This is a genomic window from Duncaniella muricolitica (genome assembly GCF_910574735.1).
GTDB classification, from domain to species: domain Bacteria; phylum Bacteroidota; class Bacteroidia; order Bacteroidales; family Muribaculaceae; genus Duncaniella; species Duncaniella muricolitica.
Map to the genome: position 1 here is coordinate 15,797 of NZ_CAJTCF010000034.1, position 25,939 is coordinate 41,735.

The window sequence follows — 25,939 nt, forward strand, 5'->3', positions numbered from 1 at the left end:
TTTATTTGCAAAACATGCCCAAATTTGCAAAATAAAATCGACATGAAGAAACGTTGTACCAATCTTTTCAACTATTTATGAAACATTTCCTGCCTTACCTCCTTACAGTTGTCCTTGCAATCATGTCAGCGACACAAGTATGTGCCGTTGACCGCGAGCTCAAACCACGCATTGTCATACTGACCGACATAGCACCGGCCGACATCGAACCTGACGACATGGAATCGCTCATCAGGCTTCTGGCCCATGCCGACCTTTACGAAATCGAAGCCATAATCACCGGCTCGGGCTGGAACAGCAGCGGACGTGAATATCCGGATGCCTGGGGCAAATATGCCAAGGACGTAATCGAAGCGTATGCCAAGGACGTCACAAATCTGATGAAACGCTCGGGACAGACATCATTCATGCCGGCTGATAAAGAAAACAAATCACAACGCATCGGCTACTGGCCATCACCCGACTACCTGCGAGGACGCACTATGCCCGGCAGCCGCAATCTCGGCGTGGCAAGCCTCGGAGAAAACAACCGTTCGCAAGGCAGCGACTTCATCATTCAGCTCGCACTTGAAAAAGACCCGCGCCCATTGTGGATACTCGCATGGGGCGGAGCCAACACCGTTGCCCAATCTCTATGGCAACTCAACGACTCGGGCGACTCACGACGACTCAACTCTGTCCTCGATAAAATCAGAGTCTACACCATCACTGACCAGGACATGAACTGGCATCAACGAGACAATTTCGATCTAAGTTCGCATAAATGGATGCGTTCCACGTTTGGCGACCGTCTCTTCTTTATCTGGGACGAAAACGCATGGCTGGTGCAAAACTACACCGGCTCAGCCAACTGGGATGAATATCAGGACAAAATCCAGGGCCATGGTTATCTCGGCAAAATATATCCCCGCTACAAATGGGGAGTGGAGGGTGACTCTCCATCATTTTTCTACCTCATGCCCAACGGCCTCAACGATCCCGACAATCCATCACAAGGCAGTTGGGGCGGATTTTTCCGTAAAGCTCTCTCAGCCGACAGCCTGACCACATGTCACACCAACACCCCGGCCGACATCCATGACATATCCGAGACCTACGGAAAACGTTTCTATCCGGCAATATTCGATAATTTTGCCGCACGCATGGAGTGGGCCGCCACCGGCTCCGGCAACCGCAACCCTATGACAGTCATCAACGGCCGCGGCGGTCTCAGTCCCATAGTAATAAATGCCAAAGGCAAAAAATCGGTCACACTTGACTCCAAAGGCTCATATGACCCCGACAACGACACCATCGATATAAAATGGTGGCTTATACCTGAAGCCGGCAACGGCCCCGACGGTATAATCATATCCGAAAGTGACGGCCCGATGACAAGTCATACTGACCGACGGAGCGAAAGGAAAAACTTACCATATAATATGCGAAGTAACCGACAACGGACCATTCAGACTCAAAAGCTACCGCAGAATAATCCTAAAGTGCTGATCATGTTAAGAACCATCTTATCTGTATTGATGACATTATTTATATTGTCATCAACTCATGCCGCCGACTGCAGCAAACACCGACTCATAGTCACCACCGATATAGGCGGCAGTGATCCCGACGATACCCAGTCGCTCATACATCTGCTCGTGTGTTCCGACCGCTTTGACATCGAGGGCATCATCAGCGCGCCCGCATGGGTGAAACATCCCGACAACACCGGCAAGATACATCAGTTAATAGACATCTATGATAAAATCCGGCCCAATCTTGCCATTCACTCCATCGGATATCCTGAAACCTCACATCTGCACAATATCGTAGCCCGAGGTCAGGCAATGCCCCATATGTCCGGGGTCGGAGAAGGGAAGGATTCTCCGGGGTCCGAGCTCATCATACATGCCGTCGACAACCCCGATGACAACCGCCCCGTATGGCTTACGGCCTGGGGCGGAATGAACACCATCGCACAGGCCATATGGAAAGTCCACACCACCCGCAGCAGTGACAAGTTCAGAAAGTTCATATCCAAGATACGCATATACGACATATTAGGACAGGATGACGCCGGAGCTTGGATAGCCCGAAACTTTCCCGACATACTCTATATACGCAACAGCCAAGTCTACGGCTGGGCACCCGATGACGCCTGGACACGTCTCAACATACAGTCGCAGGGACCGCTCGGAGCAGCATATCCTGACCGGATATGGGCCACCGAAGGCGATTCACCGGCATTTCTCTATCTCTACCCCAACGGTCTCAACAGTCCCGAACACCCCGACTATGGAGGCTGGGGCGGACGATTCTCTCACGACAAGTCACTCAATCCGCGTGGCATGGACTTTATCGAAAAGAGCGGCAAATCCGAAGCCGTATATGACGATTATTATATGACATGCTCCACATCCGAAGGCAACGAAGCCATCTCACGGTGGAAAGAGCATATCGCCAACGACTTCGCAGCAAGGATGCAATGGTCCGTGACACCCGACTTCGGCAATGCCAACCATCACCCCGAAACCGTCATCAACGGCAGCCGAGGCGACGCGACGCTCCACATAAAGGCTCGACCCGGACAGACAATACGCCTCGATGCATCAGGGAGCAGCGACCCCGACGGCGACACACTCTCATATGACTGGCACATATACGACCGGCCATCCACCTGCTCTGCACACGTGTCGATAACCGATGCTCAGACTCAGCGGTGCAGTCTCACGATACCTCATGCTGTCAAAGGCTCCACCATACACATAATACTTCAGGTCACCGATTCCGGCTCACCGGCTCTCACCTCCTACCGACGGGCCATAGTCACTATTATTTGAAAGTTTAAAGAATTAAGTCTTTAAACTCTCTAAACTCTAAGAATCTTTATTGTTTTTTTGCTTTTGACGTGGCTCAGTTAACGAAAATGTTGTTAACTTTGCAACTTGAAAACAACTGCCGAAGCCTCAAGGCTTCCAAGCCATCAGCATTATGACAAAAAGATTTCCGTTATACCTTATCGCCGGCATTCTTGCACTCTGCCTTACAGCAGCTTGCAATGACGACCCATCGGAGACCACTATTCTCGAAGACGACTCTAACAACTGCGCCATCTCGACCTTCTCTCTGGCCAAGGACGACAGCATACTCCGTGCTCTCGACTCGGTCTACTTCTCCATCGACCTAATCGATGCCAAGATATACAACGCCGACTCGCTGCCCAAAGGCACCGACATATCCAAGTTTATAGTCAATGTCACAGCCCCTGCCGCAAGTGCCATAGAGCTCTCGTTCAAGTCGCGCTTCACAGGCAACGACACCACTGTCAACATCACCGAAAACCCCGGCGACAGCATCAACTTCGCCGCCGGCCCTGTCAAGATGACAGTCACCTCCTACAACGGACAGGCCAAGCGCGATTATGACATCAGCGTGCTCGTCCACACCATGGACGCCGACACCCTCTACTGGGACCGTCTCCAGCAGGTATCCTTCCCCAAGGCAGCCTCCGCTCAGAAGACAGTCATGTATGGCTCAAGACCCCACACCCTGCTTGCCGGCACCGACGGAAAGCATTATCTCTGCACCACCGACAGCCCCGAGGCCTATGACGCATGGCACACAGCCGTGTCGTCACTCCCCTCAGGAGCCGACATCTCCACATTCTCAGCCACCGACAACGCCCTCTACATAGCCACCGCCGACGGCGCGCTCTACAGCTCGGCCGACGGACTGACATGGACCCCGACCGGAGCCCGCATGCACTGTCTCTACGGCGGTTACGGCTCCACACTGCTGGGCGCGCGTCGTGACAGCGACGGCTGGAAACACGTCACCTGGCCCGCCACCACCGAGCGAGCAGTCCCCGCCGACTGTCCGGTCAGCGGCACAAGCCAGCTCATCATCTACCAGACCAAGTGGAGCACCTCCGACCTGGCCATCATGGTAGGCGGCAAGGACAGCTCGGGTCGCTACTCGGGCGAGACCTGGGCCTATGACGGCTCTCGCTGGGACCGCATCAGCTCCACCGGCATCGACGAGCGCGAAGGTGTGGCCCTCTTCCCCTACTCCACCCCGCGCCTCAGCTCCGACTCCTGGAAAGTCACCGAGCAGTCGGCACTCCTGGCGATGGGCGGACAATACGAGACCGACAAAGGCATCGAGGCCTCCAACACCGTCTACATATCCTATGACTTCGGCATCACATGGAAAGAGGCCGACAGCTACCTCCAGTTTCCCAAAGACTACCCCGACTTCAGCGCGGCCCAGGCCTATGTTATAGACTATACGCTCCACGCCCGCTCCACCTTCGGCAACGGTGCATGGCGCGACCTCACCCCGCGCACCATCCCCTGCTGGGCCACCCCCGCAGCCAACGTCGACGACATCCGCTCGCGCGTGAGCAAGCCCGTCACCTCATGGGAATGTCCTTACATCTTCCTCTTCGGAGGCAAGAAAGCCGACGGGACTCTGCAGCCCCACGTCACCCGCGGCGTCATCAACCGCTTCACATTCCAGCCACTCTATTGATTGATACATAGTGTTGCGCAGAGTCCTGACATCCCTGACACTGAGCCTGTGCATGCTGGCCGGCACGCTCCGCGGAGCCGCACAGGCCACCGCACAGCCCGAGACCTACAAGTTTGACCTTGGAGCGGGCATCGGCATGTCGGGCTATCTGGGCGACGCCAACGAGAGCAGCCTCTTCTCCCATCCGGGGCTGGCGGCCGACATCTCGATGCGCTATCTGCTCAACACACGCTTCGCCCTGCGCGCCATCGCGGGCCTGGCCTCGCTCAGCGGCTCCACCGCCGACATGGACAATGTGCTGCCCGACGGTGCGGTCTACGACTTCCGCTCCTCGCTCTACGACCTTCAGGTCAGAGGCGAATTTAACTTCTTCTCCTACGGCATAGGCGAAAGCTACAAAAAGCTCAGCCGCATCAGCCCTTATCTCGCCCTCGGTCTCGGAGTGTCGATGGCCTCGTGCGAGGGCAAAAACTTCGTCGCCATGACCGTCCCGATGGCTCTTGGCGTGAAATACAAGATAAAACCGCGACTCAACCTCGCGCTCGAATGGTCAATGACCAAAGTGCTCGGCGACCATGCCGACGGCCCCGACCTCTCCGACCTCTACCTCATAAAGAGTTCATTCATAAAGAATACCGACTGGTACTCGACCCTCCGGCTTTCGCTCACCTACGAGTTTGGCGAGCGGTGTGTGGAGTGCCACAGGTTAGACTGACCAAACATACACGATGTCCAATAAAGCCGAAATAGATATTACCCGCATCCCGCGTCACGTCGCTGTCATCATGGACGGCAACGGCCGCTGGGCCACGTCGCGCGGACTCGACCGCAGTTGCGGCCACGTGGAGGGCGTCAACACTGTGAGACGCATCACCGAAGCAGCGTCAGAATTAGGCATCGAATACCTCACGCTCTACACCTTCTCGACCGAGAACTGGAACCGTCCACGCGCCGAGGTCGATGCCCTGATGCACCTCATAGTCACGGCCATAGAGCGCGAGACCCCCGACCTTATCAAGAACGGAGTGCGCCTCAACATGATAGGCGACACCTCGCGTCTGCCCGCCGAAGCCTTCGAGCGGCTCAACCGATGCATAGCCGACACCGCCGCCGGCACAGGGCTCACCCTCACGCTCGCCCTCAGCTACTCATCGCGCTGGGAGATACTCGAGGCATGCCGCCGGTTTGCCGCCGACGTCGCCTCGGGCGCGAAGACCCCGGCCGACATGGCCTCCGACGCCGACTTCGAGCATTATCTCACCACGGCCGGAATCCCCGACCCCGACCTGCTCATACGCACTGGCGGCGACCACCGCGTGAGCAACTATCTCCTGTGGCAGATAGCCTACTCCGAGATATATGTCACCGACACGTTCTGGCCCGACTTCTCGCGCGAGGACTTCATCAATGCAATAGCCAACTTCCAGACACGCGAGCGTCGATACGGCCTCACGTCAGCACAAATAAAACAGCAATAGCGAAACACACTGACAATGCGTACCAATCCGTCACATATCATCACGCTGCTTGTAGCACTGCTCTTCAGTGCGCTCCCCATCAGAGCCCAGCTCTCCACCGACACTATCATCAATCCGACGATGATATTCAGCGGCATGCCCAAGACCTACGAAATCGCAGGCATCCGCATAGTCGGAGCCGACAACTATGAGGAGAAAAACATCATAGGATACTCCGGCCTCAAGGTGGGCGACCGCATACCCATACCCGGAAGCGACATCAACGACGCCGCCAAGCGACTCTGGAAACAGGGCCTCTTCTCAAACGTCAAAATCACCGTCGACAAGGTGGCAGGCAACAAGGCCTGGCTCTGCTTCAACCTGCGCCAGCAGCCACGCATCGCCTCAATCAATTATATAGGTGTGAAGAAAGGCGAGCAGAAAGACCTCGACGACGCCCTCCAGCTCCACCGCGGCAACCAGATAACACAAAACATCGTCAACCGCGCCGAGCAGATAATCAAGAAATACTACGCCAACAAGGGCTTTGGCAACGCTCAGGTGAAAATCAACCTCGCCGAAGACCTTTCGGCCCCCAACGAGGTCATCGTCAACATCAACGTCAACAAGAACGACAAGCTCAAAGTCCACAAGATATACATCGACGGCAACGAGGTGCTCTCCGACAATCAGGTGCAGCGCGCCATGAAGAAGACCAACGAGAAAGGCAAGCTCCTCAACCTCTTCCGTCAGAAAAAGTTTGTCGAGAGCGACTATGAGGACGACCTCGAGCGCATCATAGCCAAATATAACGAAAAAGGCTATCGCGACGCCACGATACTCAGCGACTCGGTAGTGCCCTATGATGACAAGAGCGTCGACGTATACATCTCGCTTGACGAGGGTAAGAAATACTACATCAACGACGTGAGCTGGGTGGGCAACACCGTCTATCCCACAGCCGTGCTCGACAATGTGCTCGGCATCCAGAAAGGTGACGTATACAACCAGAAGCTCCTCAACAAGCGCACCAACGATGACGATGACGCCATCGCCAACTACTACATGGACAACGGTTATCTCTTCTTTAACCTCGTGCCCATCGAGAAAAACGTGCACGGCGACTCCATCGACCTTGAGATGCGCATCACCGAAGGCCCCCAGGCCCGTATCAACAACGTGGTGATCAACGGCAACGACCGCCTGTATGAAAAGGTAATACGCCGCGAGCTTCACGTCAAGCCCGGCGAGCTCTTCTCCAAGACCGACCTCATGCGCTCGGCCCGCGAGATAGCCCAGACAGGCCACTTCGACCCCGAAAACATGGACATACGTCCCGAACCCAACGACGAGAACGGCACCGTCGACATCCTCTTCAACCTCCAGTCCAAGTCAAACGACCAGTTTGAGTTCTCGATGGGCTGGGGCCAGACAGGTATCATCGGCAAGGTAGCCATCAAGTTTACCAACTTCTCCATCAAAAACCTTTTCTATCCCAACTCCTACCGCGGTATCATCCCGCAGGGCGAGGGCCAGCAGTTCACCATCTCGGCCCAGACCAACGCCCGCTACTATCAGGCCTACTCCATCTCGTTTCTCGACCCGTGGTTTGGCGGCAAGCGACCCAACTCGCTCTCCGTCTCGGCCTACTACAGCCGTCAGACCGGTGTCAACTCGTCATATTACAGCAACCGCTACATGAATTATTACAATTCATATTACTCGGGACTGTATAACGGCTACGGATATGGCTACAACGACTATTACAACAACGCCATCGAGGATGCCTACGACCCCAACAAGTATCTCCAGATGCTCGGTGTCAACATCGGCTTCGGCAAGCGTCTCGACTGGCCCGACAACTGGTTCACATTCCAGGCCGAGCTTGGCTACAACTGGTATCATGTAAAGAACTGGGCCTACCTGCTCAACATGCAGAACGGAACGTCCAACTCGCTCGTGCTCGGACTCACCCTCAGCCGCAACTCAATCGACAACCCGCAGTACACCCGTACAGGCTCCATCTTCTCGCTCAACCTCCAGCTCACCCCGCCAGCATCACTCTTCGGCAAAAAGGACTGGAAGAAACTCTCGGAGCAAAACACCGACGAAGCCCACCGCGAGCTCTACCGCTGGATCGAATACTGGAAACTGCGCTTCACCTCGCGCACCTACACTCCGCTCACCAATCCCGACGGCAAATACACACTCGTGCTCATGACCCGCGCCGACATCGGTCTGCTCGGCAGCTACAACCGCTATCTCAAGTCGCCCTTCGAGACATTCTATGTCGGTGGCGACGGCATGTCGGGCTCCTACACCTATGCCCAGGAGACCATTGCCCTGCGCGGATATGACAACGGACAGCTCACCCCCTACTACGAGGGCGGCGGCCGCGCCTACACCCGCTTTGGCGTCGAGCTCCACTTCCCCTTCCTGCTCCAGCCTACAACCACCATCTATGGTCTGACCTTCCTCGAAGGCGGTAACGCATGGTCGGATGTCAAGAAATTCCAGCCATTCGACATCAAGCGTTCGGCAGGCGTGGGTGTGCGCATCTTCCTCCCGATGGTAGGTATGATGGGTATCGACTGGGCCTATGGCTTCGACAAAGTATATGGAGAGAAGGGCGGCTCGCACTTCCACTTCATACTCGGTCAGGAATTCTAATCGACATATTAAAAAAACTTGAAATGGAAAACGAGCCTCCCAAAGCCCGATTTTCCATTTTAAGTTTCAGAGCTTTAAACTTTCCTCACTCTTACGCGTCTATATCTATATAAATAAGTATAACCCGCAAACAATAAAAAACTCCTCTTTATGAAAAAACTTCTATTCACTCTTATCATAGCCCTGGGCTCGGTGCTTGGAGCGAGCGCGCAAAAGTTCGCGCTGGTCGACATGGACTACATCCTCTCGAGCATCCCCAACTATGAGATGGCCAACGAGCAGCTCAATCAGTTGTCGCAACGCTGGCAGAAAGAGGTCGAAGCCGTGGCCAAAGAGGCCGAGACCATGTATAAAAACTATCAGAACGAAATGGTGTTTCTGACCGACGACCAGAAAAAGAAGCGCGAGGCCGACATCGTGGCCAAGGAAAAAAGCGCGGCCGAGCTGCGTCAGAAATACTTCGGCCCCGAAGGCGAGCTCTACAAAAAACGTCAGACACTCATGCGCCCCATACAGGAGGACGTATACAACGCCATCAAAAAAGTATCGGAGGAACGAGGCTATCAGTGCATATTTGACCGCGCATCCTCGGCCGACATCATCTTTGCCTCGCCCCGTATCGACGTATCCAACGAGGTACTCGAAAAGTTAGGTTATTCAAAATAAAATACCTATCTTTGCACGTCTTAATGAAATTATAATCATAACACCATTTTATACGACAATGATCAAGAAACTCTTGCTCGCAATCATGATTGCGCTTCCCATGAGCGTGTTCGCTCAGAAATTTGCTGTCATCAACACCCAGCAGCTCATGGAGTCAATGCCCGAAATCAAGACTGTAAACGAACAGCTCGAGGCTGCCAACAAGAAATATCAGGACGAGTTTACCAAGCTCCAGGAAGAGTTCCAGAAGAAATTTGAGGAGTTCCAGGGCCTCGAAGCCAGCACTCCCCAGACCATCAAGGACCGCCGCATGCAGGAGATGCAGGAGCTCGAAAACAAGATACAGCAGTTCCGCGAAATGGCCGCTCAGGACATCCAGCGTCAGCAGCAGCAGCTCATGGCCCCCATTCAGGAAAAGGTCATCAAAGCCATCCAGGCCGTAGGTGCCGAGGGCAACTACACATTCGTGTTTGAAAACATGATGCCCCTCTACACCGGCACTGACGTGACCGACATCACCGACACCGTAAAGGGCCGTCTCGGCATCAAATAATTTTGACATCCCACACTATGTGTCTTGAAGCATAGATACAAAAAGGACAAAAGTTTCAAAACGAAACACAAGCCGCAGATTTATTTCGTTGAGACCTTGAATTACACCGATTCAGCCTCCAACATCCGGAAATTAATCCGCAACTTCTGCCGCTTTTGAAACTTTTGTCCTTTTGTATCCACCCTCACGGGCAACGACACTCATCTTTTTTACCAACCCCGCAAAACCCCATCTAAGCAGTGCTACGTATCAAGCGCATGGACCTGTTCATCCTTCAGAGCTTCCTGCCTCTGTTTGTTATGACTTTCTGCATATGCCTTTTCATAGTACTCATGCAGTTTTTGTGGCGTTATATCGACGACCTCGTAGGCAAAGGCCTTGGGGTCGACGTCATTTCCGAGCTCTTCTTCTACGCCGCCCTCACCATGGTGCCCATGGCTCTGCCGCTGGCCATACTCCTGGCCTCGCTCATGATATTCGGCAATCTCGGCGAAAACTTCGAGCTCACGGCCATGAAAGCCTCGGGCATTTCGCTCCTGCGCACGATGGCCCCGCTCATAGTGCTTATGGTCATGATAGCCACGGGCGCGTTTTTCTTTCAGAACAACGCCCTGCCCATAGCGCAGACCAAGATGTATACACTCCTCTACTCCGTAAGGCAGAAATCGCCCGAGCTTGAGATACCCGAGGGTGTGTTTTACGACCAGATACCCGGCTACAACCTCTTTGTCGAAAGCAAGAACCGTGACACGGGCGTGCTCTACGACATGATGATATATGACGTCTCGCGCGGATTTGAAAACTCATCAATCATCCTGGCCGACTCGGGCAAGATGAGCATCACCGCCGACAAGACCCACCTCTTTCTCGAGCTATGGAGCGGCGAGTCGTTTGAAAACCTCAAGGACGCGGCCACCGGCATGAAAAACGTCCCCTACCGACGCGAGACATTCACCACCAAGGAAATAATGGTGCCGTTTGACGCCAACTTCAACCGCATGGACGAGCAGGGCATGCGCTCACAGTATATCGGCAAAAACATGGCCGAACTGCAGGCCACCATCGACTCTGTGCAACTGCGTGTCGACTCGCTCGGCCGCGAATACACCCGAGAGCTGCGCGAGACACCCCACATGAACGTCATGCCCTACATCACCGTCCCCGACACCGCAGGCACTCTGCGCAAAGAGCCGGCCCCCGAGGTGATGATGGACCGCCCCATCGACGTCGACTCACTCTTCCGCGGCTCCTCCTCGGGCGTAGCCCTCAACTATCTCCAGTCGGCCCTCTCCAAAGCACAGCGGGCCAAGCAGGAGTATGAATACCGCAGTCTCACCATGGCCGACGACCAGAGAAGCATCCGACGCCACTCCATCGAGCTGATGAAGAAATTCACCCTCTCCTTTGCATGTATCATCTTCTTCTTCATCGGCGCGCCGTTAGGTGCCATCATACGCAAAGGCGGCCTCGGCACACCGCTGGTCATCTCTGTGTTTCTCTTCATCTTCTATTACATCATCGACAACATGGGCTACAAGCTGGCCCGCGACGGCAAATGGCCCGTATGGGAGGGCATGTGGCTCAGCGCGGCCGTGCTGCTGCCTCTGGGCATATTCTTCACCTACAAGGCCGTCAACGACTCGGCCGTCTTCAACAAGGACGCCTATCTCAACTTCTTCCGTCGCTTCTTCGGCGTGAGCGAAGTGCGCTCGGTCGAAATGAAAGAGATAGTCATGGAGGAGGTGCGTCCCGCTCTGGCCATAGAGCGACTCGGCGAGCTACGCTCCATGGTGACAGCCTATCTCGAAAACAATCCCGCCCGGCAGTCCTACGTAGCCTACTGGCGCAAAGGCTATGACCGGCACGGACTCCACGCCCTGCGCGACTATGAGGAAAACCTCGTGGACCGTCTGGCCAACTCGCGCGACAAGATGGTAATCATCAAACTCATGGACCTACCCATCCTGCGCTCGCTATGGTTCATCGAGCCCTCGGCCACTCCCTGGCTCAGCAATCTCATGATAGCACTCTTCCCGCTGGGAATACCCATATGGCTCTATGGCCGCTACACTCAGAAACGTCTGCGCCACGAACTGGAGACCACAGCCTCAGTCGCGGCTCAGCTCATAACTCTCATTGAAAATGGAAAAGATAAAGCTTGACACAATCGAAGAAGCCATCGCCGACTTCCGCGAAGGCCGTTTTGTAATCGTAGTCGACGACGAGGACCGCGAAAACGAAGGCGACCTCATAATCGCCGCCGAAAAGGTGACCCCCGAGCATGTCAACTTCATGATAACCAACGCACGCGGCGAGTTGTGTGCCCCGCTCACCCTCTCGCGCTGCGCCGAGCTCGGCCTCGGCCATCAGGTGGAGGACAACACCTCGATGCTCGGCACCCCCTTCACCGTCACAGTCGACCTGCTGCCCGGATGCACCACCGGCGTCTCGGCCCACGACCGTGCCGCCACCATCCGCGCCCTTGCCGACCCGACGGTCAAGCCCTCCGACTTCGGACGCCCCGGCCACGTGCATCCTCTCTATGCCCAGGACGCCGGAGTGCTGCGCCGCCCCGGCCACACCGAGGCCTCAATCGACCTGGCACGTCTGGCCGGTCTGCGTCCCGCGGCCTCGCTCATCGAGATACTCAACCCCGACGGCACAATGGCCCGTCTGCCCCAGCTCCGTGTCAAGGCCGACGAGTGGGGACTCAAACTCGTGTCGATACGCGACCTCATAGCCTATCGCCTGCGCACCGAGTCGCTCGTCGAGCAGGGCGTCGAGGTCGACATGCCCACAGCCTTCGGCCACTTCCGCCTCATACCCTTCCGTCAGAAAAGCAACGGACTCGAGCACATAGCCCTCATCAAAGGCGACCTCTCGACCGACGAGCCGGCCCTCGTGCGCGTACACTCGTCATGCGCCACCGGCGACATATTCGGCTCCATGCGCTGCGACTGCGGCGAGCAGCTCCACAAAGCCATGGAGATGATCGAGAAAGAAGGACGCGGATGCATCCTCTATCTCAACCAGGAAGGACGCGGCATCGGACTCATGGAGAAAATCAAAGCCTACAAGCTCCAGGAAGAGGGGCTCGACACTGTCGACGCCAATCTCCACCTCGGACACAAAGCCGACGAACGCGACTATGGCGTGGGGGCTCAGATACTCCGTCTGCTCAACATCCAGAAGATGCGCCTCATAACCAACAATCCCGTAAAGCGCAAAGGGCTCGAAGGCTTCGGCCTCGAAGTGGTGGAGAACGTGCCCATGGAGATACCCGCCAACCAATACAACCGCCGCTACATGCTCACCAAGCAGGAACGCATGGGCCACTGGCTGCACCTCTCATAATCCCCGCCCGAGAGATACAAAAAAGACAAAAGTTTTCTTAATCATTTAAGATAGGAGTAGGGGGAGTCAATGATTTCACAATCGACTCCCCCTACTCCTGTCTTAACTTTTACACTAACTAAGCTCCTTAAACTTTATCACAGCTAAAAGCCGCGCTTTTCGATGAATTAACATAAAATAACTATTTGTATCTACTTTTATATCCGATGGTTGAGTAATTTTGTCAAGATATTGAAAAAACACACTCCAAACTGGAATTTTAACCGTAATACAAAATACCAATCCATGAAAAAATTGCTGATGATGGCCGTAGGGCTTCTTCTCGCAGGAAGCGCGGCGGCAATCACCCCCGACAAGGCGTGGAACGAACTGTACCCGCAGATTGAAAAGTCGATAGAGCAGCCCACATTCCGTGCAAAGGACTACAAGCTCTTTGACTATGGCAAAAAATCCAAGACCAAAGGATTTCTCTATACCGAGCTTATCAACAAGGTCATCGACGTGTGCTCGCGCGAAGGCGGCGGCCGCGTAATCGTGCCCAAAGGCACATGGCTCACAGGCCCCATCACCATCAAAGACAATGTGAACCTTCATCTCGAGGAAGGTGCCACACTGCTCTTCACCCCCGACACCACACAATATCCCGTAGTGCGCACCCGCTGGGAAGGCATGGACTGCTATAACTATCAGCCCATGGTCTATGCTATCGGGGCCAAAAACATCGCCCTCACCGGCAAAGGCACTGTCGACGGCGGTGCCGACAACTCGACATGGTGGGGCATGAGCGCGAAACGCGGACATGACTACACCGGCCCCGGCACCATCGCCACCCAGAAGATAGGACGTCCTCTGCTCCAGGAATGGAACGAAAACGGCGTGCCTGTCGAGAAGCGTCAGATGGGCCCCGGCTACGGCATGCGTCCCCAGTTGGTCAACTTCGTGGAGTGTAAAAACGTGCTCATCGAGGATGTGACCCTCCTGCGCTCGCCGTTCTGGGTAATCCACCCCTTCATGTGCGAGAACCTCACCGTGCGCGGCGTGCACATCCAGAACGAAGGCCCCAACGGTGACGGCTGCGACCCCGAGAGCTGCAAGAACGTACTCATCGAGGACTGCTTCTTCGACACCGGCGACGACTGTATCGCCATCAAGAGCGGACGTAACCGCGACGGCATCGTGGCCGCCCGTCCCACCGAGAACGTAATCGTGCGCAACTGCCGCATGAAGAACGGTCACGGAGGCATCGTGGTGGGCAGCGAGATTTCGGGCGGTTTCAACAACCTCTTCGCCGAAAACTGCGTCATGGACTCGCCCGACCTCGACCGCGTGGTGCGCATCAAGACCAACTCATGCCGCAGCGGTGTGATCGAAAACATCTTCTGCCGCAACATCGAGGTAGGACAGTGCAACGAGGCCGTGCTCAAAATCAATCTCCTCTACGAGCGCAAAGAGGCTTGCGACCACAGCTATCCCCCCGTGGTGCAGGACGTATATCTCGAGAATATCACCTGCAAAGAGAGCAAGTGGGGCATCATGATCGAAGGCTATGAAGACCTCTGCAACATACGCAACATCGAGGTCAAGAACTGCAAATGGGACGGCGTGAAAAACGGCGGCAACTCCATCAGCGGTCTGACACGCGACGTGCGCGTGGCCAACACATATATCAACGGCAAACTCGTTGACCAGAACGCTCCTCTCTCACAGGTAATGACCCTCTCGGAGATGAAGCGCAACCCCGAGAGCTGGCAGCTCGACTTCTCCAAGCGTGCCAAATGGACTTACTCGGTAGGTACCGAGCTCGACGCAATGCTCAACGTGGCCGACCGCTATGGCGACGACAAAATCGCAGCCTATGTGATAAGCTATGTCGACACCCTCGTCAACCAGGACGGCTCCATCACCGGCTACAAGACCGAGCACTACAATCTCGACCAGGTGAAAAACGGCACCCTTCTCCTCCAGGCCTATGACCGCACAGGCGAAGAGCGTTATCTCAAGGCTGCCCACACCCTCTGGAACCAGCTCAAGAGCCAGCCCCGCACAGCCGACGGCGGATACTGGCACAAGCAGATCTACCCCCATCAGATGTGGCTCGACGGCCTCTTCATGGCCGAGCCCTTCAGTGCCAAGTATGCCAACCGCTTCCTCACCGGCAAGGAAAAAGAGGACGCCTGGAATCATATAGCCGACCAGTTTATCGTCGTGGCCAAGCACACCTATGACCCCGCCACCGGTCTCTACCGTCACGCATGGGACGAGAGCAAGGAGCAGCGTTGGGCCGACAAGCAGACCGGCCAGGCACCCCACGCATGGGCACGCGCCATGGGCTGGACATTCATGGCCCTTCTCGACGTGCTCGAAGAAATGCCTCAGGACCACCCCAAGCGTCCCGAACTGGTGAAGATATTCCGCTCGTTTGCCGACGGCATCATCAAGGCCCAGGACACCAAGACCGGCATATGGTATCAGGTGCTCGACGAGCCCGGCCGCGAGGGCAACTATCTCGAAGGCACAGCCACAGCCATGTATGTCTACTCGCTGCTGCGCGGCGTGAGAATGGGCATCCTTGACGACAGCTATCTCAACGCAGCCCTCACCGGCTGGAACGGCATGAACAAGCACCTCATCCGCAAGGACAAGGACGGCACCATCTCACTGACCAACTGCTGTGCCGTAGCAGGCCTCGGCGGTTCGGGCAGATATCGCGACGGCTCGTTTGAATACTACATCTCCGAGCCCATCCGCGACAACGACGCCAAAGGCGTAGGCCCCTACATCAACGCGTGCCTCGAAATGGAACGTCGCTGATTCTTACAGTCTGAAGAATAAAAAGAGTTGAGATAACACTACAGGTGTTTTATCCGGTCATACGAGATAAAAGCCGCCTGTAGAGTTATCTCAACTCTTTATCTATCCGAAACGACAAGAGCCACATTAACGAAAAATCTTAATTTTGAGTTAAAAAAGTGTCGAATTGGGCGGAAAGTCTTAGTTTTTTCGTAAATTTGGGACGAATTTTACACACACGGGGATGCAGCATCATCCCGACACACACTCAACAATACCTTAAAAACTACATATGATGAAAAAAAATTACCGTCTCGCGCTCCTCAGCCTCGCGATGGCAGCTTTCACGAGCTCATCGGCAGCCGAATACGTTTCGGAAGTATGGTGCCCCGACCTGGGCAACGGCAAATACATGAACCCCATCATTGACGCCGACTATTCCGACCCCGACGTAGTGCGCGTAGGCGATGATTATTACATGACAGCATCAAGCTTCTCCGACATCCCCGGACTCCCCGTGCTCCACTCCAAAGACCTCGTAAACTGGACCATAATCGGCCACGCCATCGAAGTGATGCCCGATTATGCCAAATTTGCCACTCCCAACCACGGCAACGCCGTCTGGGCCCCGGCCATACGCTATCACAACGGAGAGTTTTACATCTACTACGGCGACCCCGACCTTGGCATCTTCATGACCAAGACCAAAAATCCCGCCGGTCCGTGGGAACCCCTCGTGCTCGTCTATCCCGCCAAAGGCGTCATCGACCCCTGCCCCTTCTGGGACGAGGACGGCAAGGCCTATCTGGCCCACGGATATGCAGGCAGCCGCGCAGGTGTCAAGAGCATCATCGGCATGATCGAAATGACACCCGACGGCAAGTCGACCATCGGACAAGACCGCATGATATATGACGGACACCTCGAGAACGAGACCATCGAAGGCGCGAAGATGTACAAGCGCGGCGACTGGTATTACATCTTCTCACCCGCCGGAGGCGTGCCCACCGGCTGGCAGGAAGTGCTCCGCTCCAAAAATCCCTGGGGCCCCTATGAAGTGCGCAACGTCATGGAGCAGGGCGACACCGACATGAACGGCCCCCACCAGGGCGCATGGATCGACACCCCCGACGGTAAAGAACACTGGTTCATACACTTCCAGGACAAAGGCCCGTACGGACGCGTAGTCAACCTCGAACCCATGACATGGCTTGAAAACGGCTGGCCCGTAATCGGCGTCGACCCCGACGGCGACGAGCGCGGCGTGCCTGTACGCACCTACAAGAAACCCAACGTAGGCAAGACCTATCCCAAGCAGACACCTCAGGAGAGCGACGAATTTGACTCCATCGAGCTGGGCAAACAGTGGCAGTGGAAGGACAATCCCTCGGCACTCTGGTATCACTGCGACGCCCGTGCCTCCAAGCTCCGCCTCTTCTCCAACCTCCAGCCCGAAGGCACCACTCTCTATGACCTCCCCAACCTCCTGCTTCAGAAATATCCCGCCCGCGACTTCACAGCCACAGCCAAAGTGCAGTTCTTCCCCCGCAAGAAAGACGGCAAAATCATGGCCGGCGAGCGTGCAGGCATCGTAGCCATGGGCTACAACTTCGGAGCCCTCGCCCTCGAGAGCCGCGAGGACGGCATCTATCTCGTGCAGACCGACTGCTACAAGGCCAACAAGGGCGGCAAGGAGACTGAGGTCGAAGCCATCAAGCTCGCCGACGGCGACAAGGAGATGTATCTGCGTATGCGTCTCGACTACACCGGCACCAAGAAACCCACCCAGAAGCCCGACTACAAGGCCGAGGCAACATTCTACTACAGCCTCGACGGCAAGAAGTTTACCAAGGTAGGCCGCCCCGTCAAGGTGGACGTAGGCCACTGGATCGGTGCGAAATTCGGCCTCTTCTGCTCGCGCGACTGGCAGAGCAACGACAGCGGATGGCTTGACATCGACTGGTTCCGCGTGACAAAGAAATAATCATCAATCATCTCTCCTCACCCCTCCCCTTTTTCCATCATAAGAAAGGTAACCTTTACTGACTATGAAGCTGAAACTCACAGCCCTTATAGCCGTCATGCTGCTCAGCGGCCTCGGCATGAGCGCGGCCGACAACAACTGGAAACGCGACATCTACGTAGCCCAGGACGGCTCGGGCGACTACAAGACCATAACAGAAGCCCTCGAAGGGATACGCGCCTATATGGAATATGTGGTCACAGTGCATATTGCCGACGGTGTGTACAAGGAGAAAGTAGTGATACCCTCGTGGCTCAAAAATGTCGTCTTTGAAGGACAGAGCACCGAAGGCACAGTCATCACCTTTGACCACCATGCCAACATCGACAAGATGGGCACTTTCCGCACCTACACGGTCAGGGTCGACGCCTCCGACGTGACATTCCGCAACCTCACCATCGAAAACAACGCCCCCAAGCTGGGACAGGCAGTGGCCCTGCACACCGAAGGTGACCGTCTGCACTTCATCAACTGCCGTCTGCTCGGCAATCAGGACACCCTCTTCACCGGCGGCAAGAACACCCGCCTGCTCTTTGACGGATGCTACATCGAAGGCACCACCGACTTCATCTTCGGCCCTGCGACAGCCTACTTCAGAGAGTGCACCATCCACGCCAAGAGCAACAGCTACATCACGGCCGCATCCACACCCGAGGACGTAAAGGTGGGCTACGTGTTCGACCGATGCACACTCACCGCCGCCCCCGAAGCCACCAAGGTCTATCTCGGCCGTCCCTGGCGTCCGTATGCCCACACAGTGTTCATCAACTGTGAGATGGGCAGCCACATAGTCCCCGCCGGATGGCACAACTGGAAAGACCCCGCCAACGAGGCCACGGCTCGCTATGGCGAATATGGCTCTACAGGCCCCGGTGCGAAGCAGGCCTCACGCGTAGGCTGGACCAAAACCCCCTCGGCAGCCGAAGTGGCCGAGCTCCTCGACCTCGGCAAAGTATTCAGCCACTCATCATCGTGGACCCCAGCCAACTAACAACATTAAGACAACAATAATAAACAATCTATACCTATAACTATGAAAGCGTTAAACAAATTGACAGCCCCCAAGGCAGTCGCACCCGAGAGAATCATTCAGTTTGGTGAAGGCAACTTCCTTCGCGCCTTTGTCGACTGGATTATCAAAAACATGAACGACAAGACCGACTTCAACTCTTCGGTAGTCGTAGTGCAGGGCACACCCGATGCCTTCGTGATGCAGCTTCTCCAGGGTCAGGACTGTCTCTACCACGTAAACCTCCAGGGCCGTCTCGACGGCGAGGTTGTCAATTCTTTCACCCGTGTTGACGTCATCAGCCGCGGCCTCAGCCCCTTCACCCAGACCGACGCCTTCTTCGCACTGGCCGACCAGCCCGAGATGCGCTTCGTAATCTCCAACACCACCGAGGCAGGTATCGCCTATGACGACACCTGCAAGCTCTCCGACCGTCCCGCCGCTTCATATCCCGGCAAGCTCACCCAGCTCCTCTACCGCCGCTACAAGACATTCAACGGCGCACCCGACAAGGGCTTCATCATCATGCCCTGCGAGCTCATCTTTGAGAACGGACACCACCTCAAGGAAATCATCAACAAGTACATCGAGCTCTGGAAAGAGGACCTCGCAGCCGACTATGAGGGCTTCAAGACATGGTTCAATACCTACTGCTACGTATGCGCCACCCTCGTTGACCGCATCGTGCCCGGATTCCCCCGCAAGGAGATTGCCGAAATCCAGGAAAAACTCGGCTACAAGGACAACATCGTAGTGCAGGGCGAAGCCTTCCACCTCTGGGTTATCGAGCGTGCGTCCAACATGACTCTCGAGCAGCTCCGCGCCGAGTTCCCCGCCGAGAAGGCCGGCCTCCAGGTGCTCATCACCGACTCCGAGGCTCCCTACCACGAACGTAAGGTGACTCTGCTCAACGGCCCGCACACAGTGCTCTCGCCCGTAGCATTCCTCAGCGGCGTCAACATCGTGCGCGACGCATGCAACCACCCCGTGCTCGGCAAGTATATCCACAAGGTGCAGTTTGACGAGCTCATGCAGACCCTCAACCTCCCCATGGAAGAGCTTCAGAAGTTTGGTGCCGACGTGCTCGAGCGTTTCAACAACCCCTACGTCGACCACCAGGTGACCTCGATCATGCTCAACTCCTTCCCCAAATACCAGACCCGCGACCTGCCCGGCCTCAAGGTATATCTCGAGCGCAAGGGCGAGCTCCCCAAGGGCCTCGTGCTCGGCCTCGCAGCCCTCATCACCTACTACAAGGGCGGCAAGCGTGAGGACGGCACCGAAATCAAGCCCCAGGACGACCAGAAGATCATGGATCTCCTCACTGAGCTCTGGGCCACAGGCGACACCCGCAAGGTAGCCGAAGGCGTTCTCGCCGCCAAAGACCTCATCTGGGGCGAGCACGGCGACCTCAACACCATCCCCGGCCTCACCGACCTCGTTGTCGAGTATCTCGACAAGATCCAGGCCAAGGGCATGCTCGAGACCGTCAAGGAAATCATCTAAATTTTGTTTTCGCAAGCGAAGACAAAAGGTTATAAGGTTATGGGGTTATAAGGTTAGGAAGTGTCAGTCTGTGACATCCGATTTTCCCCCACCTCTGCTATCCCTGACCTTATAACCTCATAACTTTATAATCTTTTTAAGCCCAGCTTAAAACTCATGAAGGATTTTCTCAAAATCAATCCCGCCGACAATGTGGCCGTAGCCATCAACCCTCTGGCCGAGGGCACTGTGGTCAGCGTCGAAGGCGCAGGCGACATCACGCTCGTAAGCGACATTCCCGCGGGTCATAAATTTGCCCTGCGCGACATCGCCGAGGGCGAAAACGTCATCAAATACGGATTTCCCATCGGTCACGCGCGCCACGCCGTAGCCAAGGGTCACTTCCTCGACCACAACGACATCAAGACCAACCTCGAGGGTCAGCTCGACTACTCCGACATAGCCATCAACAGCCACGACTGCCCCGCCCCCGGCTCGGCTCTCAAAGGCAAGGAAGCGACATTTCGCGGCTATGTGCGTCCCGACGGGCAGGTAGGCATCCGCAACGAGCTCTGGGTCATCCCCACAGTGGGATGCGTCAACGGCATCGTCAAGCAGATAGTGGACCGCGTCAACGCCGAGACCGGAGCCGAGGGTGTCGACGGCATCTTCGGATTTCCCCACAACTATGGCTGCTCGCAGCTCGGCGACGACCACGAAAACACCAAGAAGATACTCCGCGACATGGTGCTCCACCCCAATGCGGGCGGCATACTCGTGGTGGGCCTCGGATGTGAGAACAACCAGCCCAAGGTCTTCGAGGAATTTTGCGGCGACTATGACCGCGACCGCGTGAAATTCATGGTGTGTCAGGAAGTCGAAGGCGATGAAGTGGAGACCGGCGTGAAAATGCTCACCGCCCTCTACGAGCAGGCCCGCAAATGCGAGCGCACCGAAGTGCCCGCCTCCAAGCTGCGCATCGGCCTCAAGTGTGGCGGCTCCGACGGCTTCTCGGGCATCACTGCCAACCCGCTGCTGGGCGAGTTTTCCGACTGGCTCTGCGACGTCGAAGGCGGCACCACCGTACTCACCGAAGTGCCCGAAATGTTTGGCGCGGAGACCATCCTCATGAAGCGTTGCGCCTCTGACGCCCTGCTCGGCCAGACCGTATCGCTCATCAACAACTTCAAGCAATACTTCCTTAGCCACGGCGAGCCCGTAGGCGAGAATCCCTCGCCCGGCAACAAGGCCGGCGGCATCTCCACACTCGAGGAGAAAGCCCTCGGCTGCACCCAGAAGTCGGGCAAGAGCCCCGTATTCGGCGTCATGGAATATGGCGAGCGCATCAGCGAGCACGGCCTCAACCTGCTCTCGGCCCCCGGCAACGACCTCGTGGCCTCGACAGCACTGGCTGCCGCCGGCTGTCAGATGGTGCTTTTCACCACCGGACGCGGCACTCCCTTCGGCACTTTTGTCCCCACGATGAAAATATCCACCAACTCGGGCCTCGCACAGCGCAAACCCACTTGGATTGACTTCAACGCCGGACGCCTTGTCGAAGACCAGTCAATGGAGCAGGTCGTAAGCGAGTTTATCGACTATGTGCTCAGCGTAGCCAACGGCGAGCAGGTCAACTCGGAGAAAGCCGGCATACACGAGATCGCCATCTTCAAAAACGGCGTGACACTCTGATTCTCCCCTCCTAAAAAATAAAAAAACGAAACCGAATTACTAATTTTTCATAATTCCACAATTATTATGAAACCATTCATGGACGAAAACTTCCTGCTGCAGACCGAGACTGCACAGAAACTATATCACGAGCATGCGGCCAAGATGCCCATCATCGACTATCACTGCCACCTCATCCCCAAGATGGTAGCCGACGACCACCGCTTCAAGTCAATCACCGAGATATGGCTTGGCGGAGACCACTACAAGTGGCGCGCCATGCGCTCCAACGGTGTGGAGGAGCGTTTCTGCACAGGCACTGACACCACCGACTGGGAAAAATTCCAGAAGTGGGCCGAGACCGTACCCTACACCTTCCGCAACCCCCTCTACCACTGGACACACCTCGAGCTCAAGACAGCCTTCGGCATCGACAAGCTGCTCAACCCCGAGACCGCACGCGAAATCTTTGACGCCTGCAATGACAAGCTGCTCAACGACCCCTCGATGACCGCACGTGGCCTCATGCGCCGCTACAACGTCGAGACCGTCTGCACCACCGACGACCCCGTTGACTCGCTCGAATATCACAAGGCCGTGCGCGACAGCGGCTTTGAAATCAAGATGCTCCCCACCTGGCGTCCCGACAAGGCCATGGCCGTCGAGGTGCCCGCCGAGTTCCGCGCCTATGTCGAGAAACTCGCCGAAATGTCGGGTGTGACCATCAATAAGTTCAGCGACATGATCGACGCCCTTCAGAAGCGTCACGACTTCTTCGAGGAAATGGGCTGCCGCCTCTCCGACCACGGCATCGAAGAGTTCTATGCCGCCGACTACACCGACGCAGAGATTGAGGAAATCTTTAACAAAGTGTATGGAGGCAAAGAGCTCACAGCCGAGGAAATCAACAAGTTCAAGAGCGCGATGATGATTATCTTCGGCGAGATGGACTACGAGTCGGGCTGGACACAGCAGTTCCACTACGGAGCCATCCGCAACAACAACACCAAGATGTTCAAGCTCCTTGGCCCCGACACCGGTTTCGACTCCATCGGCGAATTTACCACAGCCAAGACCTGCGCCAAGTATCTCGACAAGCTCAACACCCGCGGCAAGCTCACCAAGACCATCCTCTACAACCTCAACCCCAGTGCCAACGAAGTCATCGCCACTATGCTCGGCAACTTCCAGGACGGCAGCGTAGCCGGCAAGATACAGTTTGGCTCAGGATGGTGGTTCCTCGACCAGAAGGACGGCATGCAGAAACAGATGAACGCCCTGTCGCTGCTGGGTCTGCTCAGCCGCTTCGTAGGCATGCTCACCGACTCGCGCTCATTCCTCTCCTACCCGCGTCACGAATACTTCCGCCGCACACTCTGCAACCTCGTAGGCAACGACATCGAGAACGGAGAGATTCCCTACACCGGCTATGAAGAGCAGCGCGTCAACCAGATGATCGAAGACATCTGCTACAACAATGCCAAAAACTATTTCAAATTCTAACATATGGCATCAGCAACCTCACCCCTCGCAGCGGCCAATCAGAAGATGACCAACTTCCGTTGGACCATCTGTGCCCTGCTCTTCCTTGCCACGACCGTCAACTACATGGACCGTCAGGTGCTCTCGCTCACCTGGAAAGAGTTCATCGCTCCTGAATTTCACTGGACCGACACCAACTACGGTCTGATCACAGCCGTCTTCTCCATCGTCTATGCCGTGGCCAACCTTCTGGCAGGCCGCTTCATCGACTGGATGGGCACCAAGAAAGGCTACCTCTGGGCCATCGGCGTATGGTCGGCCGGCGCGTGTCTCCACGCAGTCTGCGGCGTAGCCACCGAATGGACCCTCGGCATCCACGACGCCACCGGTCTGGTCAAAGCCACAGGCGACGTGGCCATGACCATCGCCACCGTATCGGTCTACTTCTTCCTTGCGGCCCGCACCATCCTCGCTCTCGGCGAGGCCGGCAACTTCCCCGCCGCAATCAAGGTGACAGCCGAATACTTCCCCAAGCGCGACCGCGCCTATGCAACCTCAATCTTCAACGCCGGCTCGGCCGTGGGCGCGCTCATCGCACCCTTCACCATCGGCCCGCTCGCTATGTTCTTCAAGAGCATCGGTTGGGGCAACGGATGGGAGATGGCCTTCATCATCATCGGTGCCCTCGGCTTCGTATGGATGGGATTCTGGATTTTCCTCTACACCAAACCCGCTGAAAGCAGCCACGTCAACGCAGCCGAGCTCGCCTATATCGAGCAGGACAACCACGCCGACGAGACCGCCCGCGAGAAAGCCGTGACCGAGGACAGCGACACCGCCACAATCCCCTTCATCAAGTGCTTCAAGTATCCCCAGACATGGGCCGTATTCTTCGGCAAATTCCTCACCGACGGTGTGTGGTGGTTCTTCCTCTTCTGGACACCCGCCTACATCACCGACGTGTTCAAGCTCTCCACCTCGTCGGGCGAAGGCATGCTGATGATCTTCGTGCTCTATCTCATCACCATGCTCTCCATCTATGGCGGCAAGCTCCCGACCATCTTCATCGACCGTGCGGCAGCCAAGGGCCTCAACATCGACCCCTACGCAGCACGCATGCGCGCCATGCTCATCTTTGCAGTGTTCCCCCTGCTGGCCCTCCTCGCCCAGCCCCTCAGCTCGGTATCGCCCTGGCTCCCCATCATCATCATCGGTATAGCCGGAGCCGCCCACCAGTCATGGAGTGCCAACATCTACTCGGTAGTAGGTGACATGTTCCCCAAGTCGACCATCGCCACCATCATCGGTATCGGCGGCATGGCCGGAGGTCTCGGATCATTCCTCATCAACTACTGCTCAGGCATCCTCTTTGACTACGCAGCCCAGAGCAACATGTCATTCATGAGCTTCCAGGGCAAGCCCGCAGGCTACTTCATCGTATTCTGCATCTGCGGCGTTGCCTATCTCGTAGGATGGCTCATCATGAAGGTGCTCGTGCCCCGCTACAAGCAGGTAATCCCCTAATAACCCTCTGAGAAGACACCACAAAGTCTCTTAAATATCACGACGGGAGTACAGGAGTAAGATTTCATCCTTTCCGTACTCCTGTCGTGCTTTATTAACCTCATCAGGCGATAGCTCCACCCTCTTAATTTTTCAAACTTTTGTATTTTTGTATCGCATAAAAATTTTGACGATTGAGGGAAAAGCATTACCTTTGTCGGACAATTCAACAATAACGAAGTTTTTTATCCATCTTAATCCTACTAAACAATGGCTTACGTAATCACAGACACCTGCATCTCCTGCGGAGCTTGCGCCGCTGTTTGCCCCACCGAGTCTATCTCAGAAGGTGCTGAGCACTACGAAATCAACCCCGACACCTGCATCGACTGCGGTGCTTGCGAGGCTGAGTGCCCCACCGGCTCAATCCATCCCGGAGAATAATCCGCCACTCCTCCCGCACTAAGGGAGCGACAAAAGGACTAACCCCACACACGAGACACACGCTGCGGCAACGCGGTATGTGTCTCGTTTCTTTTATGCTTTTTTTAGCATTCAGACAATATGTTAATATATATTAACATAGCATTATAATTAATCTACAATTTGTATTATATCGTAACTACTCAGGTAGGTATGCCGTACTCATATTATGACGAAACAATAGCAGCTTAACGTTCAATTATCACTTCGCATTTGACGCTCATAAAAGCTATTGAATATCAAGAAAATAAACATTATTTTACTTGCATATTTGTTTTTTTTTT

Annotated in this window: 17 protein-coding genes; all 17 read left to right on the forward strand. The window is 55.6% G+C overall.

What is annotated here, in order from left to right:
- The first annotated feature begins 122 nt into the window (after window positions 1-122).
- The 17 genes from QGT73_RS08945 (at window position 123) to QGT73_RS09025 (ending at window position 25,616) form a co-directional block, all read left to right on the forward strand.
- Window positions 123-2,819, forward strand: coding sequence for a DUF1593 domain-containing protein (locus QGT73_RS08945; RefSeq protein WP_280122239.1), 2,697 nt, complete (start codon window positions 123-125; stop codon window positions 2,817-2,819).
- 151 nt (window positions 2,820-2,970) lie between these two features.
- A complete protein-coding gene (gene bamI, locus QGT73_RS08950) occupies window positions 2,971-4,509 on the forward strand; it encodes a BamI family beta-barrel-assembly machinery protein (RefSeq protein ID WP_280122240.1) in 1,539 nt (512 codons plus the stop codon).
- A gap of 10 nt (window positions 4,510-4,519) precedes the next feature.
- Window positions 4,520-5,224: a type IX secretion system protein PorG gene (porG, locus tag QGT73_RS08955; RefSeq protein WP_280122241.1), complete on the forward strand. Its 705-nt coding sequence runs from the start codon at window positions 4,520-4,522 to the stop codon at window positions 5,222-5,224.
- 13 nt (window positions 5,225-5,237) lie between these two features.
- A complete protein-coding gene (locus QGT73_RS08960; protein ID WP_280122242.1) occupies window positions 5,238-5,987 on the forward strand; it encodes an isoprenyl transferase in 750 nt (249 codons plus the stop codon).
- 15 nt (window positions 5,988-6,002) lie between these two features.
- Window positions 6,003-8,636 (forward strand): BamA/OMP85 family outer membrane protein, encoded by a 2,634-nt coding sequence (locus tag QGT73_RS08965; RefSeq protein ID WP_280122243.1) that lies wholly within the window; start codon window positions 6,003-6,005, stop codon window positions 8,634-8,636.
- A gap of 150 nt (window positions 8,637-8,786) precedes the next feature.
- The gene (locus tag QGT73_RS08970; RefSeq protein ID WP_280122244.1) at window positions 8,787-9,302 is read left to right on the forward strand and encodes an OmpH/Skp family outer membrane protein; all 516 of its coding nucleotides are present in this window, start codon (window positions 8,787-8,789) and stop codon (window positions 9,300-9,302) included.
- Window positions 9,303-9,360: 58 nt separating this feature from the next.
- Window positions 9,361-9,855, forward strand: coding sequence for an OmpH/Skp family outer membrane protein (locus tag QGT73_RS08975; protein WP_280122245.1), 495 nt, complete (start codon window positions 9,361-9,363; stop codon window positions 9,853-9,855).
- Between the two features lie 239 nt (window positions 9,856-10,094).
- Window positions 10,095-12,017, forward strand: coding sequence for an LptF/LptG family permease (locus tag QGT73_RS08980; RefSeq protein WP_280122246.1), 1,923 nt, complete (start codon window positions 10,095-10,097; stop codon window positions 12,015-12,017).
- Window positions 11,998-13,209, forward strand: coding sequence for a bifunctional 3,4-dihydroxy-2-butanone-4-phosphate synthase/GTP cyclohydrolase II (locus tag QGT73_RS08985; RefSeq protein ID WP_123617692.1), 1,212 nt, complete (start codon window positions 11,998-12,000; stop codon window positions 13,207-13,209). The genes QGT73_RS08980 and QGT73_RS08985 overlap by 20 nt, the downstream gene beginning before the upstream one ends.
- A gap of 285 nt (window positions 13,210-13,494) precedes the next feature.
- Window positions 13,495-16,020, forward strand: coding sequence for a glycoside hydrolase family 88 protein (locus tag QGT73_RS08990; RefSeq protein WP_280122247.1), 2,526 nt, complete (start codon window positions 13,495-13,497; stop codon window positions 16,018-16,020).
- Between the two features lie 274 nt (window positions 16,021-16,294).
- Complete coding sequence (locus QGT73_RS08995) at window positions 16,295-17,983, forward strand: glycoside hydrolase family 43 protein (protein WP_425278395.1); 1,689 nt, start codon at window positions 16,295-16,297, stop codon at window positions 17,981-17,983.
- Between the two features lie 64 nt (window positions 17,984-18,047).
- On the forward strand, window positions 18,048-19,013 hold the full coding sequence (locus QGT73_RS09000) for a pectinesterase family protein (RefSeq protein ID WP_280122249.1): 966 nt from the start codon (window positions 18,048-18,050) through the stop codon (window positions 19,011-19,013).
- Between the two features lie 42 nt (window positions 19,014-19,055).
- Window positions 19,056-20,537 (forward strand): tagaturonate reductase, encoded by a 1,482-nt coding sequence (locus QGT73_RS09005; RefSeq protein ID WP_123617697.1) that lies wholly within the window; start codon window positions 19,056-19,058, stop codon window positions 20,535-20,537.
- Window positions 20,538-20,693: 156 nt separating this feature from the next.
- Window positions 20,694-22,208 carry a UxaA family hydrolase gene (locus tag QGT73_RS09010; RefSeq protein ID WP_280122250.1) on the forward strand — a complete coding sequence of 505 codons (1,515 nt, stop codon included), beginning with the start codon at window positions 20,694-20,696 and terminating at the stop codon, window positions 22,206-22,208.
- 66 nt (window positions 22,209-22,274) lie between these two features.
- The gene (gene uxaC / locus QGT73_RS09015) at window positions 22,275-23,690 is read left to right on the forward strand and encodes a glucuronate isomerase (protein WP_280122251.1); all 1,416 of its coding nucleotides are present in this window, start codon (window positions 22,275-22,277) and stop codon (window positions 23,688-23,690) included.
- A 3-nt stretch (window positions 23,691-23,693) separates the two neighbouring features.
- Window positions 23,694-25,193 (forward strand): MFS transporter, encoded by a 1,500-nt coding sequence (locus QGT73_RS09020; protein WP_280122252.1) that lies wholly within the window; start codon window positions 23,694-23,696, stop codon window positions 25,191-25,193.
- Between the two features lie 249 nt (window positions 25,194-25,442).
- Window positions 25,443-25,616 carry a DUF362 domain-containing protein gene (locus QGT73_RS09025; protein ID WP_123617701.1) on the forward strand — a complete coding sequence of 58 codons (174 nt, stop codon included), beginning with the start codon at window positions 25,443-25,445 and terminating at the stop codon, window positions 25,614-25,616.
- The last annotated feature ends 323 nt before the right edge of the window (window positions 25,617-25,939 follow it).

What these genes read in the sequence shown, in the direction of transcription:
- QGT73_RS08975 (WP_280122245.1), top strand. Translation starts at nt 9,361, where the DNA reads ATGATCAAGAAACTCTTGCTCGCAATCATGATTGCGCTTCCCATGAGC.
- QGT73_RS09005 (WP_123617697.1), top strand. Translation starts at nt 19,056, where the DNA reads ATGAAAGCGTTAAACAAATTGACAGCCCCCAAGGCAGTCGCACCCGAG.
- QGT73_RS09025 (WP_123617701.1), top strand. Translation starts at nt 25,443, where the DNA reads ATGGCTTACGTAATCACAGACACCTGCATCTCCTGCGGAGCTTGCGCC.
- QGT73_RS08995 (WP_425278395.1), top strand. Translation starts at nt 16,295, where the DNA reads ATGAAAAAAAATTACCGTCTCGCGCTCCTCAGCCTCGCGATGGCAGCT.
- QGT73_RS09010 (WP_280122250.1), top strand. Translation starts at nt 20,694, where the DNA reads ATGAAGGATTTTCTCAAAATCAATCCCGCCGACAATGTGGCCGTAGCC.
- QGT73_RS08945 (WP_280122239.1), top strand. Translation starts at nt 123, where the DNA reads ATGTCAGCGACACAAGTATGTGCCGTTGACCGCGAGCTCAAACCACGC.
- QGT73_RS08990 (WP_280122247.1), top strand. Translation starts at nt 13,495, where the DNA reads ATGAAAAAATTGCTGATGATGGCCGTAGGGCTTCTTCTCGCAGGAAGC.
- uxaC (WP_280122251.1), top strand. Translation starts at nt 22,275, where the DNA reads ATGAAACCATTCATGGACGAAAACTTCCTGCTGCAGACCGAGACTGCA.
- QGT73_RS08960 (WP_280122242.1), top strand. Translation starts at nt 5,238, where the DNA reads ATGTCCAATAAAGCCGAAATAGATATTACCCGCATCCCGCGTCACGTC.
- QGT73_RS08985 (WP_123617692.1), top strand. Translation starts at nt 11,998, where the DNA reads ATGGAAAAGATAAAGCTTGACACAATCGAAGAAGCCATCGCCGACTTC.
- QGT73_RS08970 (WP_280122244.1), top strand. Translation starts at nt 8,787, where the DNA reads ATGAAAAAACTTCTATTCACTCTTATCATAGCCCTGGGCTCGGTGCTT.
- bamI (WP_280122240.1), top strand. Translation starts at nt 2,971, where the DNA reads ATGACAAAAAGATTTCCGTTATACCTTATCGCCGGCATTCTTGCACTC.
- QGT73_RS08965 (WP_280122243.1), top strand. Translation starts at nt 6,003, where the DNA reads ATGCGTACCAATCCGTCACATATCATCACGCTGCTTGTAGCACTGCTC.
- QGT73_RS09000 (WP_280122249.1), top strand. Translation starts at nt 18,048, where the DNA reads ATGAAGCTGAAACTCACAGCCCTTATAGCCGTCATGCTGCTCAGCGGC.
- QGT73_RS09020 (WP_280122252.1), top strand. Translation starts at nt 23,694, where the DNA reads ATGGCATCAGCAACCTCACCCCTCGCAGCGGCCAATCAGAAGATGACC.